The sequence below is a fragment of the Wolbachia endosymbiont of Drosophila seguyi genome (genome assembly GCF_028981765.1).
Taxonomy (GTDB): Bacteria; Pseudomonadota; Alphaproteobacteria; order Rickettsiales; family Anaplasmataceae; genus Wolbachia; species Wolbachia pipientis.
Genome location: NZ_JAPQLM010000083.1, coordinates 1 through 22,451 on the forward strand (window position 1 = coordinate 1; position 22,451 = coordinate 22,451).

Consider the following 22,451-nt stretch of genomic DNA (forward strand, 5'->3'; position numbering starts at 1 on the left):
TAACGCTTTATAAGCGCGTTCAGCTTATTTAGATAAAAATCTAGATGTAGATGAAGTTTTGTAAAGACATGCAGTATCTATATACTGCAAAAAATTGAACATAAGACGCCGATACATTAAGTAACCCTTACCTTTTAATCTGCAGATTGGCGAAAGCAAATACAATAGCTTCAGTTTCATGATAAGGGGGCTGGCGAGGTTTGTCAAGGAAGTTTTTTCGTTTCTATGTTGTCAGCTACTTGGATGACGCCAATCTGAGTTGACTACACCAACTCACATTCAGCAAAAAAGAAAGCTATCTCCTTACGAGCATTTTCTAGACTATCTGAGCCGTGAACTCTATTTTCACTAATATCATCAGCAAAATCACCCCTGATTGTGCCTTTATCTGCCTGCTTTGGATCGGTAGCTCCCATGATTTGTCTGTATTTACTTACTGCATTTTCACCAACTAAAACTTGAACTACCACAGAACCAGAGGTCATAAACTCTACTAATTCCCCAAAAAAAGGCCTATCTTTATGAATTTCATAAAACAGCTCTGCTTGTTTTTTTGTTAGTAACATCATTTTTTGTGCTGTGATTTTCAGCCCAGATTGTTCGATGTAGGAATTTATATTGCCTGTAATATTATTTTTTACTGCATCAGGTTTTAATATCGAAAGTGTTCTCTCAATTGCCATATTATTTCCTTATATAAAATAGTATATTTATAGATTTATTTTATTGTAAATTTTGATTTGATAAAAGCAGTTTTTTATTTATAGTTAAGAATAAACCATCAAGGAGGTATTGTATGGGTGAATGTTGTAAAAATAACACTACTAAACAAGCTGAGCCTACCACTAAAAAACAAGCTAAATCTACTACTAAAAAATTAGTAAGTAACTTTAAGTCATCACTTTTTTGTGGAACAAAAGGGTTTTTGACTTTTAGTCTGGCATTTTTAAGTTATTTGGAATATAGTTCACATCATAATACAAAATTAAAAGAAGGTGCTGCCTTTGCAATGAAAAGAAACACTATTCCATTTCTTGAAATGACAATCATAGCACCGCTTGTTTGTTTTGCACTGCCAGCTATGCTAGGCAGTATGAGCCTCATGCAATGCGCACTTTTATGTGCTTCCTTAATGATTGCCACATGTTTTATTGTCAGAACTTTTCATCTGCGTGAGAAGTTAATGGAAAAAATCACTAACCATAGTAGAAAAGAAATAGACGCGGAATTTAAGAAAGATACTATAAAATTTCCTATCTTTGATCAAAATAGAAAACACACCGAGTATAATTCGCCTAACTCAGGGCGACTACTGGATGAAACAAGTAGCACCTCTCTTTTCGTTAAAGTTTTACTTTTTCCCCTCAAGGTTCTTCTGAATGTCCTGCAAAGTTGTATAATGCTATCTTTAGCTGCTGTTGAACTTCTTGAAACGGTACCAAGTCTTTTTGTCGATACATTTTTCGATTGGAACTTCACATCCACCGAGAGTAACCTGAAGAGATCAGGCCACTTATTGTATGCCAGTGTAAGAAATTTAGTGCCTATAACTAAATTTGATGAGTGTGTAGCTAATTTTATAGGCACCCCAGAAGTAACTTGTTGTAGTAGTGCGTAGGTGAAAAAGGCAGTTATCTTATTTAATCTTGGCGGGCCTGATTCACTAAATGCGGTCCGTCCTTTTTTATTCAACCTTTTTTATGACAGGAGAATAATCAATCTACCGAATCCCTTTAGGTTTCTTTTAGCAAAGTTTATATCTGCGAAACGAGAAAATACTGCACGAAAAATATACGAGGAAATCGGAGGTAAATCGCCAATTCTAGAGAATACAAAAATGCAAGCTAATGCTTCAGAACTAAAATTAAACGAAAATAGAAACCATGTACACAAGGTATTCATCTGCATGCGCTATTGGCGTCCATTTGCTGACGAAGTTATTGAAAGTGTAAAACAGTTTGATCCTGACGAAGTAATTCTGCTGCCACTGTATCCACAATATTCAACTACCACAACTCTGTCATCCATCGAGAATTGGCAAAAAAATGCTAAACGGTATGGCCTAAAATGCAATACAAAAATGATTCACCGTTATTATGATAACCAAGATTTTATTGAAGCTCACACTAATCTGATAGCTAAGTACTATAAGTTGGCTAGAAAAATCGGTAAACCAAGAGTCCTATTTTCAGCCCATAGCTTACCTCTTAGTATCATTAAAAAGGGCGACCCTTACGCTTCACAGGTAGAAAGAAGCGTAGAGTTAATAGTAGAAAAGTTAGCTATCAATAACTTAGATTGGTCAATATGTTATCAGAGTAAGATTGGTCCTGTAAAATGGCTAGAGCCAAGCACTGAAAGTGAGCTATTACGCGCAAAAGCTGATGGTGTACCTGTAGTTCTATCACCTATATCTTTTGTTTCTGAGCATTCAGAAACTCTAGTTGAACTTGATATAGAATATAAAGCAATTATCAAGGATGGATATTACTTTCGTGTGCCAACTCTCAGTACCGATCCCTTGTTTATAAAATGCTTAGCCGATTTGTGCATAAATCTCCCTTAAAGTCCTGATTCATAGGGCTTTTCTTTTAGGATTTTATGTGATAGAATAACAGGAAGTTATTAACTATTTCATGCCAAACAAGCTAAAAAAGAAATCTAACATACTCGCACAAAGGGTGCATGATATTTATGATCATGATTTCAGGAAGGTAATCTGCATCACAACAGGTTTAACAGCCCTATTGTGTAAGATTTCACTGCAATTTTGCTGCGAGTTCATTGACAATAATAGATCCAATATCTTTCTTATACGGAATGTTGCTCGACTAGTAAAGTTTCCGACATCTATTCTATACATTGCCCATTCTGCATTTACTCTACAGGATCTAATTAAGGATTACAGAAACCCTGAGAGTAAAAAAGAGCTGGCAAAAATTGTGGGTAAATCGGCTAATCTTGCAAGCAGCACCATAGAAGCATTGATGATGTTGAAAGTCATCCATTTTTTGGCTAAAGGTAATGCAGATGTAACAAGTTATATTAGTTCAACATCAACGATCCTATTTTTGTTCATTTCAGAACCTATAAGCTATTATTATACATGCAAGAAATATCTGGATAATAAGGATCCTGAAAAGTCTGCTAAGTGTAAGAAGGACCTTATTATCAGCACATTAACTTTGTCGTTAGGTTTATTAAACTTCATATTAAGAAGGATAGAAACTCCAACTATACCAATAAACTTGGGTAGTGGTATAATCTATAATTTCAACTTAAGCGTAACAGTCAGCATAATATATAGTGCAGTATTTCTTGCAGTTCAACTTGATAAGTTGTTTAATCAACCTGTCAATGATGATCCTTCCACTGAACTTGATGATGTTCATAATATAAACGGTCGTTCTAATGACAGCACTGTAGAGGTATAAGAATTAGGGATGAAAAGATTTTATTTCTACTGCCAACGCTAGTACTGCTAATTTGCTAACAATACTCCAAAGTGATAGAATTTTACCTTCTACAACCTGGCTAACATCATGAAACTCACAGTCAGTGGCATTCAAGCTAGAATATACATCTTTTCTGCTATTACATCGGTATAAGTAACATGTTGAAGTATCTCCTATATAGTATATTAGCGGTTCTGCAGAACTGCTTTTAAACATGTCAATGGTTGGTACACCTTCTTGTATAATAACGCTATTGATTGCTATTCCTTCTTTTATCTTTTTCATTTTATGACGCTTTTTTTTATTGAGGTTTAATATTTCCTCTCCACTTGTTGCTGTTATAATGCCCATCCCATATGTGCCATTGCTTGCTTTGATAAAAACGTAAGGTTGTGTTTTTATTTTATATTCTTCGTATTTTTTTTGCACTAGAGATAATATTTGGTCAACTTTAGTTGCTACTGCTCCTAGTGACAAATCATCATCAAAATCAACTCCATCACAGCTCTCTGTAAGCACAGAAATTAGCCATGGGTCTATTTTAAATTTGCCACAAAACTCAGATGCTAATTCTTGATAGATTTCAAAATACTTAAATTTCTGCCTGCTATGCCAACCGTATAGTGGGCTTGGTACTATATCTTGCTTTACGTCTTTCAGCGTGTCTGGAATGTGGCTCGTCATATCACGGTTCAGTATAATAACATCAGGCACAAATCCTGAAGTTGTCTTTAGCAGAGAGTTTTCTTTCACAACAGTTTCATACTGTTCTATTAAATTGTATACTTCATTATATAAAAGGCCAATTCTAGTCTCAAAACCTGCGAGTTGTAGTATTTTCTCTATAACAAATACGTTTTCTATATACATTTTATTGCGTGTATAATTTTCCGGTATTATAAGAACCTTTTTGTATTGATGTCTTTTAAAATAGCTTTTTATCAATCTTGCTGCCATCGTTCTTGATTCTTCACTTAAGTTATTGAACCCCGCAGGAAATAAATTAGCGTCTACTGGAACGATTTTATAGCCAGAGTTTCTAAGATCTATAGAGCTATAAAATGGCGATGTAAGGCCATTAAATTTTGCTTCGAACCAATTATTTATACTTTTTTCCAAATCTGGGTGAATTATGTTTTGCATCTGCACTTTAAATGTTATAAGGAAGGTATTATATTATAAGCTATAGTTGAACATATTTAGTAAATTTGACTAAAGATTAAAGTATAATGAGATTCTTATTTAAAGTGATAGAAAAATGATTCAACACGATAACAATAAAATGTATGGCACTACTATATTATCAATTAGAAAAGATAAAAGTGTAGTAGTAATAGGTGACGGACAAGTTTCACTGGGCCACACTGTTATAAAATCTGGAGCAAAAAAAGTTAGGCGTCTTTCTGGTGATTCCGTAATTGCTGGATTTGCCGGGGCAACAGCCGACGCATTTACTCTTTTTGAAAGATTAGAATCTAAACTTGACAAGCACCCAGGGCAATTAATGAGAGCATGTGTTGAACTTGCAAAAGACTGGAGAATGGATAAATATCTGAGGAAATTAGAAGCTATGATGATCGTTGCAGATAAATCTATTTCATTAGTAATTACGGGAACAGGTGATGTTCTTGAACCTGAAGATGGAGTCGCAGCTATTGGCTCTGGGGGAAATTTTGCTCTATCTGCAGCAAGAGCTTTAATTGACATTAAAGGAATATCAATAGAGGAAATTGCGAAAAAGGCTATGAAGATAGCTGGCGATGTATGTGTTTATACAAATCATAATGTAGTTATTGAAAAGATAGAGGAGTGATATGTCTTCCAAGCAAAAAACTTTATGCACCAATTTTTCCAATCAGCCCATAACCCTTTCAGAAGGGCGGTCTTGCAGTAGTGACACCTACGATGAAAAAGATAACCTCTATAAAGATACTAAGAGTGGTTTTGATTCAAATGACAGCGATGTTCAAGTTAATGACAGCACTCAAGTTTTGTTAGATGACCTGCCACCACAGAAGATAGTTAAAGAATTGGACAGATTCATAATCGGACAGGATGATGCAAAGCGTGCTGTTGCTATTGCGCTCAGAAATCGTTGGCGTCGCAATCAGGTTCCATTTCCATTGCGTGATGAAATCATACCTAAGAATATATTGATGATCGGTCATACAGGGGTTGGTAAAACTGAAATAGCTCGTCGCTTAGCAAAACTTGCCGGTGCACCGTTCATAAAAATTGAGGCAACGAAGTTTACTGAAATAGGGTACGTTGGACGTGACGTTGATTCGATAATACGCGATTTAGTTGATGCAGCAATAGTTTTAGTTAAAGAGAAAGCCCGTAAAGCCTTAGCTAAAAAGGCTTTAATTTTAGCTGAGAAAACAATAGTAAACTCTATGGTAGGCGAAAATGCAACCGAAGAGAGTAAAAAAATTTTTAGAGAAAGGTTGAGGAATAAAGAGTTTGAGGACGGAGAAGTTTCTATTAACGTCAGAGAGAGCAAGGGTATGTTACCTACTTTCGATATGCCAGGCATGCCAGGTGGGCAAGTTGGTGTGATGAATGTAACAGAAATAATGGGCAAGATGTTTAACGGGAGCAAAAAAACAAAAACTATTACGGTGAAGGTAAAAGAAGCGCGTGAAATATTAATTAATGAAGAAAGTGAAAGGCTAATGGATGAAGATAAGATAATCAAAGAAGCCATTGATCTTGTTAGTAATGACGGTATAGTATTTTTGGATGAAATAGACAAAATTGCAGCGCGTACAGAAGTAAAAGGTGAAGTAAACAGAGAAGGAGTGCAACGCGATCTGTTACCATTACTTGAAGGAACAACTGTTACAACTAAGTATGGCCATGTAAAAACAGACTATATATTATTTATTGCATCTGGTGCTTTTCATCAGTCTAAACCATCTGACCTCTTACCGGAATTGCAGGGCAGATTACCGATCAGGGTAGAACTTAAGGCACTTACTCAAGAGGATTTAATAAGAATATTAAAGGAACCAGAATCTAGTTTGTTAAAGCAGTACATAGCTTTAATGAAAACAGAAAATGTGACACTTGAGTTCACTGATGATGGTATAAAAACCATAGCTGAAATAGCGTTTACAGTTAATAGGCAAGTGGAAAATATAGGCGCAAGAAGGCTTCACACTGTCATGGAGAAGCTTTTAGATGAAATAAGTTTCATTGCTTCTGAGAAAAATAGCGAAAAATTCATTATAGACAGCAAGTATGTAAAAGATAAACTTGAGTCAATTTCGAAGCAGCTTGATTTATCTAAGTTTATACTTTAGGAAAAACGAAAAGCCTACTTTAAGTAGTATAGAGAGTGTTCAGAAGATTAGCCAGTAGACCTAAAATTTCAGCTATATTCTTTAGGCTGTTTTTCAACAGTAGAATGGTGTGCCGCGACCTCTTGCTTAACATCTAAGCTTAAGTCAATTATTGAGATATTTTCTTCATCATAATCTATGTCTTTTATTAACATATCGTCAGTAATAGTCAAAAGGTCAGGCGGAGAAAGAATAGTTCTTTTATTACCAGCTCTCATTCCCACAACTCCAAGCTCTATAGCAAGTGGTATTTTTTTATCGCCAACCCTAAATTGCACTGTTTGATCTTTGACTATATATTCCCCATTATGCTCCTTTACGCTATATTTAACCGATATCTCATCACCGCACCTTACTTGTTTTCCAGTCTTGTTAATTAAGTCATTAAAAACCATCAGATTATTTACTGAGTCGGGATATTTATCCTTTACTTCGATCAGTTTGACGTAATAAGAATTAAAATTCATTTTGTTCTCATTGGCAATAGTAACTACACGCTCTCCGCCTTCTTTCATACCTATTACCCCTAAACTCACTTCTTTTAGGTCATCTTGACCTATTTTCAAAGTAACATCAGAAACTTTGCTAGGGAGTGTTGCTGAGTTATTATTAGAAATTTTATATATTTGCAATAGGACTTCCAGGCCACAAAAAGCCTTGCTGCCACTGCCTTCAGTAATTTCATAAAAATTTATTGAATCTTCTTCCTTTTGCTGCGTTATTTCTTCTAAATATTCTGTCAGCCCATGCTTTTCAATATAGCGGTCAAGTGCTGATTCAAGTATTGGCTTCACTAGGTAATGTGCTATCGTCTGTATCAAACCACCATGCGTGGCATTTATCTCATAAAGCTTGTCCTTTTTTTCCGGTTTATCTTTGTTTATATAGACAATAGTAAACACAAAAGCAGAAGTTAAAGTGAGAATCATTACTACGGAAATAAGCATTTGTAATATAATTTTTCTAACCATCTTTCTTTACTTGATTCAATAAATCATATAAATAATTAGTATCCCCTGAAAGCGCACTCAAATTATCCAAGCCTTGTTTAAAGAGGCCGTCTATATAGTCCTCTACTTCACTTTTACCAAGCACAGACATAAGATTATTTGTTTTATCTTGTTCGTAGTCTTCAATATCATCCTTAGCTTGAAAGATAAGCCCTAGATTTATTCCATAGTTATATAACGCTTTACGTTGCTTGTCTGTAGCACCCCCTATTATAGCACCTATTTCACATGAAGCTGCAAATAGTTTTGCGGTTTTCATCAAATGAATTTCTTTTATTTTATCAGCTTGGCCCGACGTCATTCCAGCGTCATACATACAGCCGTACGAATGTTGTAGTTTTAAGGTAGAAAGGGTGTCATGCAAGTAGCTGACACTGGAATCCATTTCATGTTCAGCTCCACTATCGCATGGCTTTTTGCACGAAATGCTTGTAGGCAAAGCCTTCTGGATCCCAGTGTCCGCTACTTGAATGACAGAGGGTTGGGGGCTAAAATCTATATGCTCACTGTTAATATCTAAAGCCTGTCCTCCCACCATTCCCCTAATTCCTATTGCCTGAGAAAGAACTTTTATGATCTCACAGCGTTTCTCATTTAACGAAGATAATACCTCAAAAGCCAGAGTAAGTAGTGCATCTCCGGCAAGCACTGCTGTTGCTTCATCAAATTTTTTATGGCAGCTTAGCTGGCTTCTGCGAGTATCACTGTTGTCCATGCACGGTAAATCATCGTGAATTAGAGAGTAAGCATGAACAAATTCAATTGCTGCAGCAACTGATATTACTTTTTTAGCTTCCGCGTTAAACACTCGCGATGAAGCTACGACTAAAAAGGAGCGTATATGTTTTGCAGGAGCAAGGAGTATATAACGCATAGCTGATATAAGCTTATTCTCGCTATTTTCGGGTAAGAGTTTATTTACTTCTACAATAAGCAAATTTTTTGTTGTTTCGTCTAGCATTTTTGAATTGTTAATTGTTTAGCACGTAACGCTAGCCAGCTAGGGCAGTAGAAAACTTTACTGTAGTTTACCAGTTATAAAAGATATTGCAAACATAAAAATTTTTTATAACATCAAAGAATAGGTTATTTTTTTGGTAAGAAATGTGAATAGCGAACTAGCAAAGAGCACTAGAGAAGACATAGAAGAAAAAGTGAAAAAGATTATACTAGAGCATATTAGTAAGGATGTAGAGAAATTCAACAGCTCTTCAAAGCTTTCGGAGCATGGTACAGACAGCTTAGATGCAGTTGAAATCATCATGGCAGCAGAAGAAGAGTTTGGAATAGAAATTCCAGATGAAGACGCACAAAAAATGGAAACTATGGAGCAAATAGTTGAGTACATTAATAATAAAAAAGGCTAATAGTTAGTGTTAAATGAGCAGAAGAGTAGTAGTCACTGGTGTTGGTTTAATCACTCCACTAGCGGCAGATGTTGACAACACTTGGTCAAGGCTAATAAAAAGTGAGTCTGGCATAAAAGCAATCAATACGGATAGATTTGACTCTTCTGATCTTGCTTACAAAATTGCAGGGCAGGTGCCGTTGCAATCAGACAACATTGAGCACCATTTCAATCCACTAGATTATATTTCTGAGAAAGACTCAAAAAGGACAGATCGTTTTATCCATTACGGTATTGCAGCAGCTATTCAGGCAGTAGATGATTCATTAATTTTGGAAAGCCAAAATATCAATCGGGAACGTGTTGGTGTGACTATTGGCTCTGGTATAGGTGGTCTTCCGTCAATTCAGGAAAATGTTATTACCATGCAGGAAAAAGGGCCCAGACGTGTCAGTCCATTTTTTGTCCCTGCAAGTCTAATAAATTTGATATCTGGCCATATTTCTATTAAATACGAATTTACAGGTCCAAACGATTCAGCAGTAACCGCATGTGCAACAGGTGCGCATGCAATCATAAACTCAGCAAGAACTATAAAACTTGGTGAAGCGGATGTTATGATTGCAGGTGGAGCAGAAAGTGCACTGTGTAGAGTTGGAATTGCAGGTTTTGCATCTATGAAGGCGTTATCAACTAAATTTAACGATAAACCGGAAGAAGCTTCAAGGCCATGGGATGAAGAACGCGATGGTTTTGTTATGGGTGAAGGAGCAGGTATATTGGTGCTGGAGGAATACGAACATGCGAAAAAAAGGGGGGCAAAAATACATGCTGAACTGGTTGGGTACGGACTCACAGGAGATGCGCACCACATTACAGCACCACATCCAGAAGGAAGAGGCGCATTTAAGGCAATGCAGCTTGCTTTAAAGAGCGCACAAATTAATCCCAATCAAGTAGGGTATATCAATGCACATGGAACTTCAACGCCACTTGGAGATAAAATTGAAGTAATAGCAATGAAACAGTTATTCGGTGACTACGTTTATAAAATACCTGTTTCTTCAACTAAATCTTCTATAGGACATTTACTTGGTGCTGCAGGGAGCGTTGAAGCAATATTCAGTATTCTTGCGTTAAATAATGGAATTATTCCGCCAACCTTAAATTTACACAAGCCTTCAGAAGGATGTGATTTAAATTTTGTACCGTTTAAAGCTCAGGAGCATAAAATTCAATATGCACTTTCTAATTCGTTTGGTTTTGGTGGCACTAATGCATCGCTCATATTTGGACAAGTTTAGTTGATGTCACCCCAGTGTCTTCCTCTTGTCATTCCAGTACCCTCCTCTTGTCATTCCAGTACCCTCCTCTTGTCATGCAAGCAGCTCTCCTACTGTCATCCCAGCACGTGACACTGGGATGACAAACGGTTGTGAAAGGGAATACATATAAAAATTAAACTATCAATAGCAATTCAAAAAGAAAAAATATTCTATTCATCCCTGAAGAAGTATTTTATTGACAATTTATGAATAAAGATCAATAATGCAGAAAAGGAATTGATGGGCGTATGCATGAATTTAACCACTATTAATTGTACATTATTTGTTGTAATTACATATTTTTTGACGTGCATTATAGCTTGGTGCTTACCTTTCAAAGACATAACATTATTAACAACATTTGTTCCGGCTTCAGTTGCAATTTTGCTAACCATTTATAATAAACAGAAGGTAAGGGATCTTTTTAAACTTAGTTCGCCAAAAAACTGTCTATTAGGGTTTATACTTATTCTGGTAAGTATGCTAATTTCCAATGATCTTTTGTCAATTTATTGCGGTTTTTCATTTTTCCGAGAGTCTTTTACGTTAGACCGTGTAAAGGATTTGAGTGCAGTTTTGAGTCCATTAGTGATGTTATTTGTTTTATTATCAACCTTTGTGATGTAGATCATTATGTCTCTTGGTGAAGAGATCGGTTGGCGTGGCTATCTTTTGAAAAATCTTAAAAGCAAAATATCAAATTTTTATATCAGAGCAATTATTGTCGGTATTATTTGGTCAGTATGGCACATACCAACTTATGTGGTTGCTGGCTCAGCTTTGTGGAAGGATGGCTTTACATTCCCGACTATTTGTGCTTATACCCTTTATATTTGTGCAATGTCTATAATGTTTACCTGGTTGTTTGAAAAAGACAACTCGATTTGGCCAGTAACTATTGCTCATGCAACAAATAATCTTGTGTATAGTGTTTTGAGCATTCTAATGCCGTCTCCTCCTCTGTCAACTTTCGATGCAGTAATTCGCCTTACATTAGGAGCAGCTGGTTATTTCATTGTTGCAATTGGTGTTATTTGGTTTGATAAAGCTCGAGAGCGTCATTTGAGTAATTCATAGTATAAAATTTCGGGGGCAATTCGCATCAGGTGTCATGCAGGTAGCATGACACTGGGATGATGAGGAAGAAAAAGCAAATTTTGCCTTTTACGGTCAATCTATTATACTTAGTAAGACTTCAATAAACTAATGAATTATACTTTATATCTAATTAAATGCACAAGATATTAATAAGAAATAACTACAAACCTTTGGTCGGAAAAATCAAGATTAATGGCTCAAAAAATGCTGTTTTACCAATAATGGCAGCAAGTCTATTAAGTAGCTCCCCGGTAATTTTGCATAATGTACCTGATTTAATTGATGTGCATCTAATGTCTAAGTTGCTTGAAAGTCTTGGAGCAGAAGTGAACTTTATGCACAATAAAAATTATAAAGCGAACCATACTTTGAAAATTGACTGCAGCAATATCAACAATCACGTGATGCCATATAAAACCGCAAGTAAGCTAAGAACTTCTTTTCTAATATTGGGTCCAATGCTTAGCAGATTTGGCAAAGCGAGAACAGCATTTCCTGGTGGATGCAACATTGGAAAGCGTCCCGTTGATATGCATATTAAAGCATTAGAAGAAATGGGAGCTAAAATTGAAATTGACGGCTATAATATAATTGCAACAGTGAAAGGAAAGCTACAAGGAAAAGAAATCACATTTGAGAAAATAAGTGTTGGCGCAACAGAAAATGTAATAATGGCAGCAACATTTGCAGAAGGAGTGACAACAATAAACAATGCTGCAACTGAGCCGGAAGTTCTTGATTTAATAGATTTTCTGAAGAAAATGGGTGCTGATATTGAAATTGATAATACAAAGGTCATAATAACAGGAGTTGAAGCACTAAATGGATGTGTTCATCAAATAATACCAGATCGCATAGAAGCAGGCACCTATGCACTAGCTGCTATAATAACCGGTGGTAAGTTGGAGTTGGAAGGAATAAATCTATCTGATATAAGGTGTATTACAAATGAGTTGGAGACTATAGGAGCTATGGTTGAACTGTATGATGGAGGCATTGTTATTTCCAGAAAAAATGGCTCTATTAAGTCTGCTAACGTTGCGACAGATCCATATCCCAATTTTCCCAGTGATATGCAACCACAACTGATGTCTGCAATGTGCATCGCTGATGGGATATCAGTAATTGAAGAGAACATTTTTGAAAACAGATTTACACATGCAGATGAATTGAGAAAGTTAGGTGCTAATATCAGCATCGAGAAAAGCAAAGCTACTATAAGTGGAATAAAAAGCTTATCTGGAGCTAATCTATATGCTACTGACTTAAGATCAACAGCAGCTTTGGTGCTTGCTTCTTTGGTAGCCGGTGGAGAAACTATAATAAACAATTCACATCATTTATGGAGAGGATATGAAGCAATGCATGAAAAACTCAATTCATGTGGAGCTGATATCTCCATTGCGTCTTGAGGATATTTTATGAATGAAGCAACCAAACGAACTATAGTAAAAGAAATAGATGCAATCTTATATGAAGAACATAAGGTATTAGACCATGGATTTATTCGAGTAGTGGATTATATGGGCTCTGATAGCGCTATAGTTCAAGCTGCTCGTGTTTCTTATGGCAAGGGAACAAAACAGATAAGTCAGGATGAAGCACTTATAAAGTATTTAATGAGACATCATCATACAACTCCATTTGAAATGTGTGAAATTAAGTTTCACGTGAAACTTCCAATTTTTGTTGCAAGGCAATGGATAAGGCATAGAACTGCAAATGTGAATGAATATTCAGCAAGGTATTCAATACTTGATAATGAATTTTATACACCTAAACCAGAACAAGTTGCAAAACAATCTGACAATAATAAACAAGGTAGCGGGGAAGCTTTTGATCCAGATACCTCAAAGGAAATAATAGATTCTCTAATAAATGACTCTAATTTAGTATATTCTCATTATGAAAAATTTATTGAGCAGGGGCTTGCAAGAGAAATTGCCAGAACTAACCTAATGCTTAATTACTACACGCAATTTTATTGGAAAATAGATCTGCATAATCTCCTTCATTTTTTGAAGCTTAGAGCTGATAAGCATGCCCAATATGAAATCAGAGTTTATGCAGAAGTTATGCTGGATATAATAAAAAAATGGGTTCCACTGGCCTACAATGCCTTTGTTGAATATTGCCTAGAATCAGCCTGTATTTCAAGAACTGGTCTAGAAATAATTCGCAAATTAATTAAAGGGGAAAACGTTACTAGAGAAGAAAGTAATATTGGTAAAAGAGAATGGGGCGAGCTGATGTCTATACTTGATAAACAATCTTAAAGATAAAGGCATACGTGTCAATCTCCTCTGTCAGTTAACTCTCGTTCACCAGATTGAATCTTGCTTTTTACATCACATTAACTCATCACTTTTATAGAACATCTCATTAAAATCATTTAGAGTTCCAAAATCCTGACCCTTGATAAACAGGTGATCATTAGCAACATGTGCTTCATCAAGAGTAAACAGCTCGTAATGATGATTGTGAGCGGGCCTAACAATTTCATTATATAAAACCATTACTTGTTCGTAGTTATATCCATCGCCAGCATGATATTTACCACGTACGGTATCATAAAAATTCTTTACATCATCATATGTCACTTGCAGCTCCACCTTATACTTTCCCACTTCAAGAGGACTTCCTGTCTTTATTTTTAAGGGATGTTGTGAATTTGCAACACTGTTAGAAGTTTCTGCTTCAATATCAGAATTTTTATCCATATTTTCTATCACACTTGCCATAACAGTTTCTTGTTCATCTTCTGTTGGTTTTGTTTGTTTTTCAGTCTTATTACTGCTACTGTCAGTTTCCACAGTTACTTTTTTTACTTCTATATCTTTTTGAGCTTTCTCATTACTTTGCTTGTGTATTTCATCTCCATGCAATTTTTCCTGCAGAGCTTTTTTCGTATCAGCATAATCATCACGATTGCTTTGCAAAGCTGGTTTATAACTGCTGCTATCATCCGCTTGCATTTGATCTATATAGTTAGATTCTTCTTCCTGTATAGTATTTTTTGCGTTATCCTCACCAACCGTTCCTTTCTCCCCAGACTTGGCTTCACTCTCTACCACAACTTCTTCGTCTACTTGCTCATCATCAATTGTAAATTCAGTACCTATCTGATTGCTATCTTCCTCCAATTCATTAGATAATTTTTCAGATAGCTGGTCACCACTCAAATATGGTTCCTTTGAATATTTAGCATAATTATGGGGATCGGTTCTGTTTTCTGAATAAAACCCACTTTCAAAGTCTGAGTAGGAGCTTTGATTGAGCACAAAAAATAAGTTTTCATAATTAACCAGCATATCACTATCAGGGCTAACAAAATTTAAATATTCATCGCCTTCCCATTCTGGGTGGTGTCTATACTCTGCTATGTAGTATTTACTAGAGTCGAGAGGTATCTTGTCACCTTCTTCCCCATCAAGTTGTAAAACTACTGCTGAATGCCCATTACCTAAATCATTACCTTTTACCACTTTGAATATTTTAATCTCATCCTTTTCTACAAGTTCTTTTAACTCCTCGTTCTTTTCATTTAACTCTTCCTCCCTTTGTCTTGCTGCTTCTCTCTCTCTTGCCAATCTTTCTGCTTCTTCATCAGCTTTCTTCTGCAGTTGTGAGAATACATTTTGTAATATATCTTGTGTGGTTAAGCTATTTGTGTTGCTTAAAAAATTATCTAACACATTTGATGCAATTGGTGACAATTCACCGTGATCATCAAATACTTTTTCCTTTGCTTTATCATAGTGATTTGGGTTATAGATTGCATACAGAGGATAAAAACCATAATCTGCAATTGACGCTCCGTCAGGTGATAGTTCCATTGAGAATCCATAGTAATTAAGTGGAAGATTGGAGGTTAAATATTTACCGTTATCATCCCTAACGTGTAGCTCACTTCTACCATTGTGCTCACTATATTTGTTGTAGTAGATATAAAAATTCTCATGGTTAAGATTGAAGTGATCATCTAGATTATCGAATTGAATTGTACTGCCAAGCTTCTCGCGCAAAAGATTTTTGCTTTCATCTGTAAGCTTTATATGTGCAGAAAAGTAGTATCGATCTATAGGTTCGCCTTTTTCTATTTCAAAGTTCAAAGTAATCTTGTCGTTGACCATTGGTAGCCTCCACAAATTCTATAAATCATTTTATTTATCAATCATACGGTCTGTACTATGAAAAATGTGTTAAACGTTAAGATTTTCTCTGTACCGATTCATCTATATTGCCAAGCTTAATAAAGTTACAAGCTCTTTAAAACAATGTTAAACTCAATCACTATGGCAAAAACAGTTGACGTATTACTACCACTTCCAATTGATCAGTTATTTTCATATGCAATTGAGGAAAATACTGAGATTTTACTTGGAGATTACGTAGTGGTGCCATTTGGCAAAAAACGCTTAATCGGAATAGTTTGGGAATACAGTGATAAAAGTAACCGAGAATTAAAATTTATTGAGCAAAAAATTGATTTACCAAATATTAGACCAAAATTGATCGCATTTGCAGAGTGGGTTGCGCAGTATAACTTAATACCTGTTGGTATGCTTGCCAAAGTGATAATGGGAGGAGTGTTAAAAGTAAATCACATAGATAAATTGGTTTGTGCTAAGCAGAAGCAGGAAATAAGTGAAATAAGTTGCCAATTAAGCCCTGAACAGCAGGTAGCTAGTGATAAAATAATCGGCAGTTTGAATGAGTATTCAGTGACTTTGCTTGATGGTGAGACAGGATCTGGAAAAACGGCAGTTTATCTCTCTGTGATTGCACAATTGATTAAGAATTACACTGCCGTTCCAAATGCTGCTCAGACTTTACCATCCCAGTGCCCAGAGACACAACTGTACGAACATTGTGATTTGGGTCTACCAAGAGGGTGTTATCCGAGTAGCCTGACACTGGGATCCAGTTTTTCATATAACCTCATTACAAATGTTTATTTTAACTTAAAACCAATACCTAATTTACAATCAAAATTCCTGGATTCCAGTGTCAAGCGCTGGAATGACACCTTTATACTCAAGGCAAAACCCACTGTAACATTTAGCATACCGTCTTTGCCACGTACTAGTATGACACCAGAATATGTTGAAATGACATCAGGAGAAGGTAATACACAAATTTTAATCCTCCTACCTGAAATTGTTTTAACTTCACAATTGGTAAATCGTGTTCGCGGTCAGATATCAAAAAACTTAGTTGAATGGCACTCAGGACTCACTCCAAAAACTCGCCGGAATAATTGGCTCAATATAGCAAGTGGAAATGCGCAGATAATTATTGGTGCACGATCAGCACTTTTTTTGCCTTATAAAAACCTAAAATTGATTATCGTTGATGAAGAGCACGACTCATCTTTTAAACAAGAACAGGGAATTATATATAATGCTCGAGATATGGCGATAATCTTAGCCAAATTTGAAAATATTCCGATTATTTTATCATCAGCTACTCCACTGCTTGAAACGATTCATCATGTTAAAAACGGGAATTACAATCATGTAAAGCTAACTAAACGATTTGGTGGTGCAGAATTGCCACTCATTAAAGTAGTAGATATGAGGAACAACAAGCAATGGATCTCCTCTGAGCTTTTTGAAAGCATCAAACAAACCATAGAGAAAAAACAGCAGGTTATGCTTTTTCTAAACCGCAGAGGGTATGCACAACTGGCAATTTGTAAAAAGTGTGGATATAAAATTTCCTGCTTAAATTGTGCTGTTTGGCTTACATATCACAAGAAAAAAAATGCTCTTTTGTGCCATCATTGCTCTTATCAATTAAAACTTCCAGAGAAATGCTCTAATTGCCAAAGTGAACAGCCATTGTCCCTCTACGGCATAGGAATTGAAAGGTTGCTTGAAGAAATGGTGAAATTAATACCAAACGCAAAAACTGCGATGATAAGCAGCGATCAGAAGTCGGTTAGTAACGTAATTGACTTGATATTGAAAGAAGAGGTGAACATTATAATCGGCACACAAATAATTGCTAAAGGGCACAATTTTCCCAAATTAACTTTGGTTGGAGTAATGAATGCAGATTTGAGTCTCGAAAATTCTGATTTGAGAGCAGCGGAAAAGACGTATCAATTATTGCACCAAGTTGCAGGCAGATCAGGAAGGTTTAATGAAAAAGGAATGGTAATAGTGCAAACCAATAATCCTGAAAGTTCAATAATAAAAGCATTGCTGCATCAAAAAAGAGACTCATTTTATGAAATCGAACTTAAGTCAAGACGCGAAGCCAAAATGCCACCATTTAGCAGATTAATAGCGCTTATAATCTGTGGTAAGAATCAGATTGCAACACAAAAAGCAGCGAATGAAATAGTAAAATCTCTTCTCTGTCATTCAAGTAGCTCAACTATTTGTATCCAGGAAAAAAATGTAGGTGTAGACAAAAAGGAATTTGAAATTCTTGGCCCATCACCAGCAGCGATAAATTTTTTAAATAATAAGTATCGGTATAGGGTATTATTAAAAATACACAATAAGCATAGTCTATCCATACAAAAAAAGCTGAAATATTGGATTAAAAATTGTAACTTGAATTCGAGTATTGCAGTGATAATAGATGTTGATCCTGTGAGTTTTTTTTAACGAGTTTATTTATATTCGTTAAGCCTTCTTGCCAATTACCACAACATTCTCACTGGGAAAAAAATAATCAGGTACAGCCATATTTTTCGGTGCAGGCCCCCCAATTACTCGACCTGATGTATCATAATATGAACCGTGGCAAGGACAGAACCAACCATTACCATCTCTTGTAGCGTGGTCAACCGGTACACACCCAAGATGTGTACATATTCCAAGCATAATTAACCATTCGTCTTTTCCTTCGTATACTCTCTGCTCATCTAATTGAGGATCCCTCAAGCTCTTCACATTCACAGCTCTTGCAGCCTCAATTTCTTGCTTTGTGCGTCTACGAATGAATACTGGTTTACCTTGCCACTTTACTTTTACTCCGTGTCCTTCCTGAATTCCAGACAAATTCACCTCCACTGTGGAAGTTGCTAGAACTTCAGCAGAAGGATTCATAGATTTAACCAGTGGCCAAAGTCCGCTTGCAGCTCCTATACCTGCCATAGCGCATGTAGTTAATGTTATAAAATCTCTCCTACTCTTATTTTTAGTAAGATCTTTAACAGGAGGTGTTTTTTTATCCTCTTTGTCTGCCAGTGGTTTTTTATTTTTAGTTAATTTTTTGTCCATTGATCTTTACTTAGCCATAAGTATATATTTTAATTTAAATACTGTGTATTAATCAACAAAAACTTGCGCTTTTTGTTTAACCTATACTACGGTTAAGAAGCGATAGAGTTTTCAACTTCAAAAATACTATCTTCAGTGGAATCAGGATCTTCAATTTTCGCTACTGACACCACTTTTTCTCTACTTTCTGTTTTAAACAGAGTGACTCCTTGAGTGCTGCGTCCTGCAATTCTAATCTCATTGACCGAAATGCGAATTAACTTTCCTTTATCTGTAATAAGCATTATATTATCACCCTGCTCAACTGGAAAACTAGCAACAACATTACCGTTTCTGCTAGTAGTAAGAATATTGGTGATACCAACACCACCCCTGTTAGTTACTCTATACTCATACGCAGAAGTTCTTTTACCAAAGCCATTTTCAGTAATAGTTAATATAAACTCCTCATTCACTGCAAGTTTTAAGAATAATTCGTTATCTATTCCTAAATCATTCAAAGTCTTTTCCAATTTAGAATCAATGGAGTTATTAATTGCAGTCCCCAGTCTTTTTGCAAGTGGAACTTTTAAGTAAAGTTCTTTTGTTTCTGTTGCTACACCTATCCCATTTAATATGGTCATGGATATCACGCTGTCATTCTTTACAAGTTTGATACCTCTTACGCCATCTGAATTGCGACTCTTAAATTGACGCACATCACTTACAACAAATCTGATACTTTTTCCAAGCGTTGTTGAAAGTAAAACATGGTCAATTTCATTACATACCTTAACCGATACTAATTTGTCTCCTTCATCGAGCTTTATTGCTATTTTTCCATTGCTTGGAATATAGTGAAAGTCCGCTAAGGAGTTACGCCTTATGTTTCCATAGGCAGTAGCAAAAACTATGTTTTGATTTTCGTCATTTTCACTTGGCAATGGCATGATATTAGTTATAGTTTCACCATCGCTAAGCGGAAATATGTTAACAAGTGCTCTTCCACGTGCGGTTGGCTCTGCAAGAGGTAACTTATAAACTTTTAATCTATAAACTCGACCAATGTTAGAAAAGAATAAAAAGCTAGTATGGGTATTTCCAACAAATAATTCTGTGATTACATCCTCTTCTTTTAATCCCTGTCCTAGCTTTCCTTTTCCACCACGACGCTGAGTTCTGTAGTGAGAAAGTTTTACACGCTTGATATAACCATTCATAGTTACGGTTATCACCATATCCTCTTGTGGAATTAGATCTTCAGCTTCAATGTCCGCGTCTGACTCTTCTATTGAAGTTTTTCGCGGCACAGCAAATCTGTTCTTTATTTCTTGTAGATTGTTTTTTATTTCTTTCATCAACTTCTCTCCTGAGCCAAGAAAAGCGATATATTCTTTTATCAGGTTGATCATTGAACTTAGCTCAGCTTCTAATTTGTCTTTTTCAAGGCCTGTTAAACGCTGCAGTTTCATATCAAGGATAGCTTTAATTTGTAGTTCAGTTAATCTATACACTCCATCTTTCAAAAAGCTTGCGCTATCTGAAATCAACTCGATAATAGTATTGATTTCATTCGAAGTTTTCCATTCTTTATTTAAAAGTTCTCTACTTGCTTCCGCAGGATCTTTTGCACCGCGGATGATTTTTATCACTTCATCTATGCTGAGGACCGCAATGTAGAGCCCTATATATATATGAGCTTTTTCCCTCGTTTTTCTTAGACGAAATTCTGTTCTCCTGATTAATACTTCTTTTCTAAAATCAACAAAAGCAGTTATGATTTCTTTCAATGACATCAAAGCAGGCCTGTTGTTATTGAGCACTAAAGTGTTAACACTAAAACTACTTCTTAGTGGAGTTAGCCCCAATATTTGATTAAGTATAAAACTTGCTTCAGCATTTCTTTTGAGGTCAATTACTACTCTAATACCAGACTTATCGGACTCATCCCTAATTTCTGTTATACCATCAATTCTTTTTTCTTTTACAAGCTCACCTATCTTCTCAATTAATTTTACTTTATTTACCTGGTAAGGTATTTCATCAATCACTATTGCTTGCCTATCTTGTGGCAGATCTTCTATATGAGTCTTGCCTTGCACAACAATTGATCCACGACCAGTTGCAAATGCTGATCTTATTCCAGACCTTCCAAGAATTGTTCCCCCAGTTGGAAAATCCGGCCCTGGCATCACTTCAAGTAACTCATCCAAAGTAACTTCAGGATTATTTACATATAATATACAAGCATCTATTATTTCTCCAAGATTATGAGAAGGAATATTGGTTGCCATACCAACTGCAACACCACTTGCACCGTTTACCAATAGATTCGGAAACTCTGCAGGCAGCACAACTGGTTCTGTTTCATTTCCATCGTAGTTTGGCCTAAAATTAACTGTATCTTCATCAATATCATTCAGTAAAAAGTGCGACACTTTTTGAAGTCTTGCTTCTGTGTATCGCATTGAAGCTGGTGGATCTCCATCTATCGAACCAAAGTTACCTTGCCCATCAACAAGTGGTAAAAGAAGAGAGAAATCTTGGGCCATTCTAACCAAGGAATCGTAAATAGCTGCATCACCATGTGGGTGATATTTCCCCATTACATCCCCAACTATACGAGCTGCCTTTTTATATGGCTTACCGGCATCGAATCCAGCTCTTGACATTGCATATAATATGCGCCTGTGAACAGGTTTAAATCCATCCCGCACGTCAGGTATAGCCCGGCTTATGATAACGCTCATTGCGTAGGAAAGATAAGAATCTTCCAGCTCTTTTACTATTGAGATTGGTACTATATTATCCTGCATTTTCTATACTTTAATTGAAGTAATTAATAATACTAACATTCAGTTAAGCAAATGGGCAATGACAGACTTGAACTGCCGACCTCCTCGGTGTAAACGAGATGCTCTACCAGCTGAGCTAATTGCCCCTTTAGATCTAATTCTATAGCTCAATATTATTATTGTAAACAAAAATAGCAATAAATTGTATCCGTTCAGCAGAGTGGCAAAATAGGTAGACAAGGTGATCTAAAAAGATAATCATAGAGTAAATGTGAGGTAAGTCCTTACAATAAATGGTGTCATCCAAGTAGCCGACACTGGGATCCAGAAAAAAGAATGGTGTCATTCCAGTGCTTGACACTGGAATCCAGCTTTTTCATAATCATTAAAACGTTGTATTTTTACATAAAACAGCTATTTTTATGCTCGCCAACTTAATAAAATTCCTGGATCCCAGTGTCAAGCACTGGGATGACACCCTCCTGATGGGCCAAAATCACAATGTTCGTACAGTTATGCATTTGTTGTGTAAATTACCTTTGCAAACAAATGTTCGTACATCTGTGTTTCACACACTTTGCTTCAATATTTGCACATTAGCCACTCCCTTGAACAGATACGATAAATTAGATTTAGGTGAGCTATAAGCTTTTATGAAATCTTTGAGTGCGTGCTGTGAAGTTTTATAAATTTTAGTCTTGCTGTCACTTTGTATAAAGGTATTTTTTCACTCACATCTTTCGAAGTTGTAGCCATGTTCAACAATTTTAAGTAGAATATTGTAGCATTTTGAAAATCTGAAAGTTTATCTAGAATAACAGCTAAATTATAAGTATAAAAAATATTGTTTTCATCGAGG

The 22,451-nt window shown here is 35.9% G+C and carries 21 protein-coding genes, 1 tRNA gene and 2 pseudogenes; 13 read left to right on the forward strand and 11 right to left on the reverse strand.

The features are described from left to right. Positions 1-263: 263 nt before the first annotated feature. Positions 264-683 carry a nucleoside-diphosphate kinase gene (gene ndk, locus OZD62_RS01630; protein WP_010082097.1) on the reverse strand — a complete coding sequence of 140 codons (420 nt, stop codon included), beginning with the start codon at positions 681-683 and terminating at the stop codon, positions 264-266. A gap of 113 nt (positions 684-796) precedes the next feature. Between ndk and OZD62_RS01635 the strand changes: the two genes are divergently transcribed. From OZD62_RS01635 to OZD62_RS01645, 3 genes are all read left to right on the forward strand, one after another. After that, on the forward strand, positions 797-1,618 hold the full coding sequence (locus OZD62_RS01635) for a hypothetical protein (protein WP_275019296.1): 822 nt from the start codon (positions 797-799) through the stop codon (positions 1,616-1,618). After that, on the forward strand, positions 1,619-2,566 hold the full coding sequence (gene hemH / locus OZD62_RS01640) for a ferrochelatase (protein WP_010082099.1): 948 nt from the start codon (positions 1,619-1,621) through the stop codon (positions 2,564-2,566). Positions 2,567-2,636: 70 nt separating this feature from the next. Continuing rightward, the gene (locus OZD62_RS01645) at positions 2,637-3,434 is read left to right on the forward strand and encodes a hypothetical protein (protein WP_275019297.1); all 798 of its coding nucleotides are present in this window, start codon (positions 2,637-2,639) and stop codon (positions 3,432-3,434) included. Between the two features lie 3 nt (positions 3,435-3,437). Here OZD62_RS01645 and gshA read toward each other — a convergent pair whose 3' ends face one another. Then, the gene (gshA, locus tag OZD62_RS01650) at positions 3,438-4,598 is read right to left on the reverse strand and encodes a glutamate--cysteine ligase (RefSeq protein WP_010963085.1); all 1,161 of its coding nucleotides are present in this window, start codon (positions 4,596-4,598) and stop codon (positions 3,438-3,440) included. A gap of 115 nt (positions 4,599-4,713) precedes the next feature. On the opposite strand from gshA, the gene hslV reads away from it, so the two are divergent. Continuing rightward, positions 4,714-5,268, forward strand: a complete 555-nt coding sequence (hslV, locus tag OZD62_RS01655; RefSeq protein WP_275019298.1) for an ATP-dependent protease subunit HslV — start codon at positions 4,714-4,716, stop codon at positions 5,266-5,268. A gap of 1 nt (position 5,269) precedes the next feature. Then, the gene (gene hslU / locus OZD62_RS01660) at positions 5,270-6,760 is read left to right on the forward strand and encodes an ATP-dependent protease ATPase subunit HslU (RefSeq protein ID WP_275019300.1); all 1,491 of its coding nucleotides are present in this window, start codon (positions 5,270-5,272) and stop codon (positions 6,758-6,760) included. Between the two features lie 68 nt (positions 6,761-6,828). On the opposite strand, the gene OZD62_RS01665 is transcribed toward hslU, so the two are convergent. Further along, the gene (locus OZD62_RS01665) at positions 6,829-7,770 is read right to left on the reverse strand and encodes an FKBP-type peptidyl-prolyl cis-trans isomerase (RefSeq protein WP_275019301.1); all 942 of its coding nucleotides are present in this window, start codon (positions 7,768-7,770) and stop codon (positions 6,829-6,831) included. Further along, positions 7,763-8,770, reverse strand: coding sequence for a polyprenyl synthetase family protein (locus OZD62_RS01670; protein ID WP_010082029.1), 1,008 nt, complete (start codon positions 8,768-8,770; stop codon positions 7,763-7,765). The genes OZD62_RS01665 and OZD62_RS01670 overlap by 8 nt, the downstream gene beginning before the upstream one ends. A 145-nt stretch (positions 8,771-8,915) precedes the next feature. Here OZD62_RS01670 and acpP point away from each other — a divergent pair, with 145 nt between their 5' ends. From acpP to OZD62_RS01685, 3 genes are read left to right on the forward strand one after another with little or no spacing between them, the layout of a single operon-like run. Continuing rightward, a complete protein-coding gene (gene acpP / locus OZD62_RS01675; RefSeq protein ID WP_006279836.1) occupies positions 8,916-9,176 on the forward strand; it encodes an acyl carrier protein in 261 nt (86 codons plus the stop codon). A gap of 13 nt (positions 9,177-9,189) precedes the next feature. After that, positions 9,190-10,461: a beta-ketoacyl-ACP synthase II gene (gene fabF / locus OZD62_RS01680; RefSeq protein ID WP_275019302.1), complete on the forward strand. Its 1,272-nt coding sequence runs from the start codon at positions 9,190-9,192 to the stop codon at positions 10,459-10,461. 25 nt (positions 10,462-10,486) lie between these two features. Then, complete coding sequence (locus tag OZD62_RS01685) at positions 10,487-10,612, forward strand: hypothetical protein (protein WP_275019303.1); 126 nt, start codon at positions 10,487-10,489, stop codon at positions 10,610-10,612. Between the two features lie 40 nt (positions 10,613-10,652). On the opposite strand, the gene OZD62_RS01690 is transcribed toward OZD62_RS01685, so the two are convergent. Then, positions 10,653-10,877 carry a hypothetical protein gene (locus OZD62_RS01690; RefSeq protein WP_010082031.1) on the reverse strand — a complete coding sequence of 75 codons (225 nt, stop codon included), beginning with the start codon at positions 10,875-10,877 and terminating at the stop codon, positions 10,653-10,655. On the opposite strand from OZD62_RS01690, the pseudogene OZD62_RS06230 reads away from it, so the two are divergent. From OZD62_RS06230 to thyX, 3 genes and pseudogenes are all read left to right on the forward strand, one after another. Next, positions 10,786-11,559, forward strand: a pseudogene (locus OZD62_RS06230) (CPBP family intramembrane glutamic endopeptidase). The gene OZD62_RS01690 and the pseudogene OZD62_RS06230 sit on opposite strands and share 92 nt — an antisense overlap. Before the next feature lie 155 nt (positions 11,560-11,714). Beyond that, on the forward strand, positions 11,715-12,992 hold the full coding sequence (gene murA / locus OZD62_RS01700; protein ID WP_275019304.1) for a UDP-N-acetylglucosamine 1-carboxyvinyltransferase: 1,278 nt from the start codon (positions 11,715-11,717) through the stop codon (positions 12,990-12,992). Positions 12,993-13,001: 9 nt separating this feature from the next. Next, complete coding sequence (gene thyX / locus OZD62_RS01705; protein WP_010082033.1) at positions 13,002-13,856, forward strand: FAD-dependent thymidylate synthase; 855 nt, start codon at positions 13,002-13,004, stop codon at positions 13,854-13,856. A 72-nt stretch (positions 13,857-13,928) separates the two neighbouring features. Here thyX and OZD62_RS01710 read toward each other — a convergent pair whose 3' ends face one another. Continuing rightward, the gene (locus OZD62_RS01710; RefSeq protein WP_275019305.1) at positions 13,929-15,713 is read right to left on the reverse strand and encodes a hypothetical protein; all 1,785 of its coding nucleotides are present in this window, start codon (positions 15,711-15,713) and stop codon (positions 13,929-13,931) included. 144 nt (positions 15,714-15,857) lie between these two features. Here OZD62_RS01710 and priA point away from each other — a divergent pair, with 144 nt between their 5' ends. Continuing rightward, entirely contained in the window at positions 15,858-18,200 is a 2,343-nt protein-coding gene (gene priA, locus OZD62_RS01715; protein ID WP_275019306.1) for a replication restart helicase PriA, read from the forward strand. Positions 18,201-18,218: 18 nt separating this feature from the next. Here priA and petA read toward each other — a convergent pair whose 3' ends face one another. The 4 genes from petA to OZD62_RS01735 all read right to left on the reverse strand — a co-directional run bounded on the left by petA (position 18,219) and on the right by OZD62_RS01735 (position 21,953). Continuing rightward, on the reverse strand, positions 18,219-18,818 hold the full coding sequence (petA, locus tag OZD62_RS01720; RefSeq protein ID WP_010963095.1) for a ubiquinol-cytochrome c reductase iron-sulfur subunit: 600 nt from the start codon (positions 18,816-18,818) through the stop codon (positions 18,219-18,221). Positions 18,819-18,910: 92 nt separating this feature from the next. Further along, positions 18,911-21,613: a DNA topoisomerase (ATP-hydrolyzing) subunit A gene (gene gyrA / locus OZD62_RS01725; RefSeq protein WP_070356997.1), complete on the reverse strand. Its 2,703-nt coding sequence runs from the start codon at positions 21,611-21,613 to the stop codon at positions 18,911-18,913. Positions 21,614-21,665: 52 nt separating this feature from the next. Further along, positions 21,666-21,738 (reverse strand) — tRNA-Val (locus OZD62_RS01730). 14 nt (positions 21,739-21,752) lie between these two features. Continuing rightward, a complete protein-coding gene (locus tag OZD62_RS01735) occupies positions 21,753-21,953 on the reverse strand; it encodes a hypothetical protein (RefSeq protein WP_152550490.1) in 201 nt (66 codons plus the stop codon). Positions 21,954-22,014: 61 nt separating this feature from the next. Between OZD62_RS01735 and OZD62_RS01740 the strand changes: the two genes are divergently transcribed. Then, positions 22,015-22,239, forward strand: a complete 225-nt coding sequence (locus OZD62_RS01740) for a hypothetical protein (RefSeq protein WP_152550491.1) — start codon at positions 22,015-22,017, stop codon at positions 22,237-22,239. A gap of 4 nt (positions 22,240-22,243) precedes the next feature. On the opposite strand, the pseudogene OZD62_RS01745 reads toward OZD62_RS01740, so the two are convergent. Next, positions 22,244-22,451: pseudogene (locus tag OZD62_RS01745) on the reverse strand (tetratricopeptide repeat protein); the annotation flags it as partial.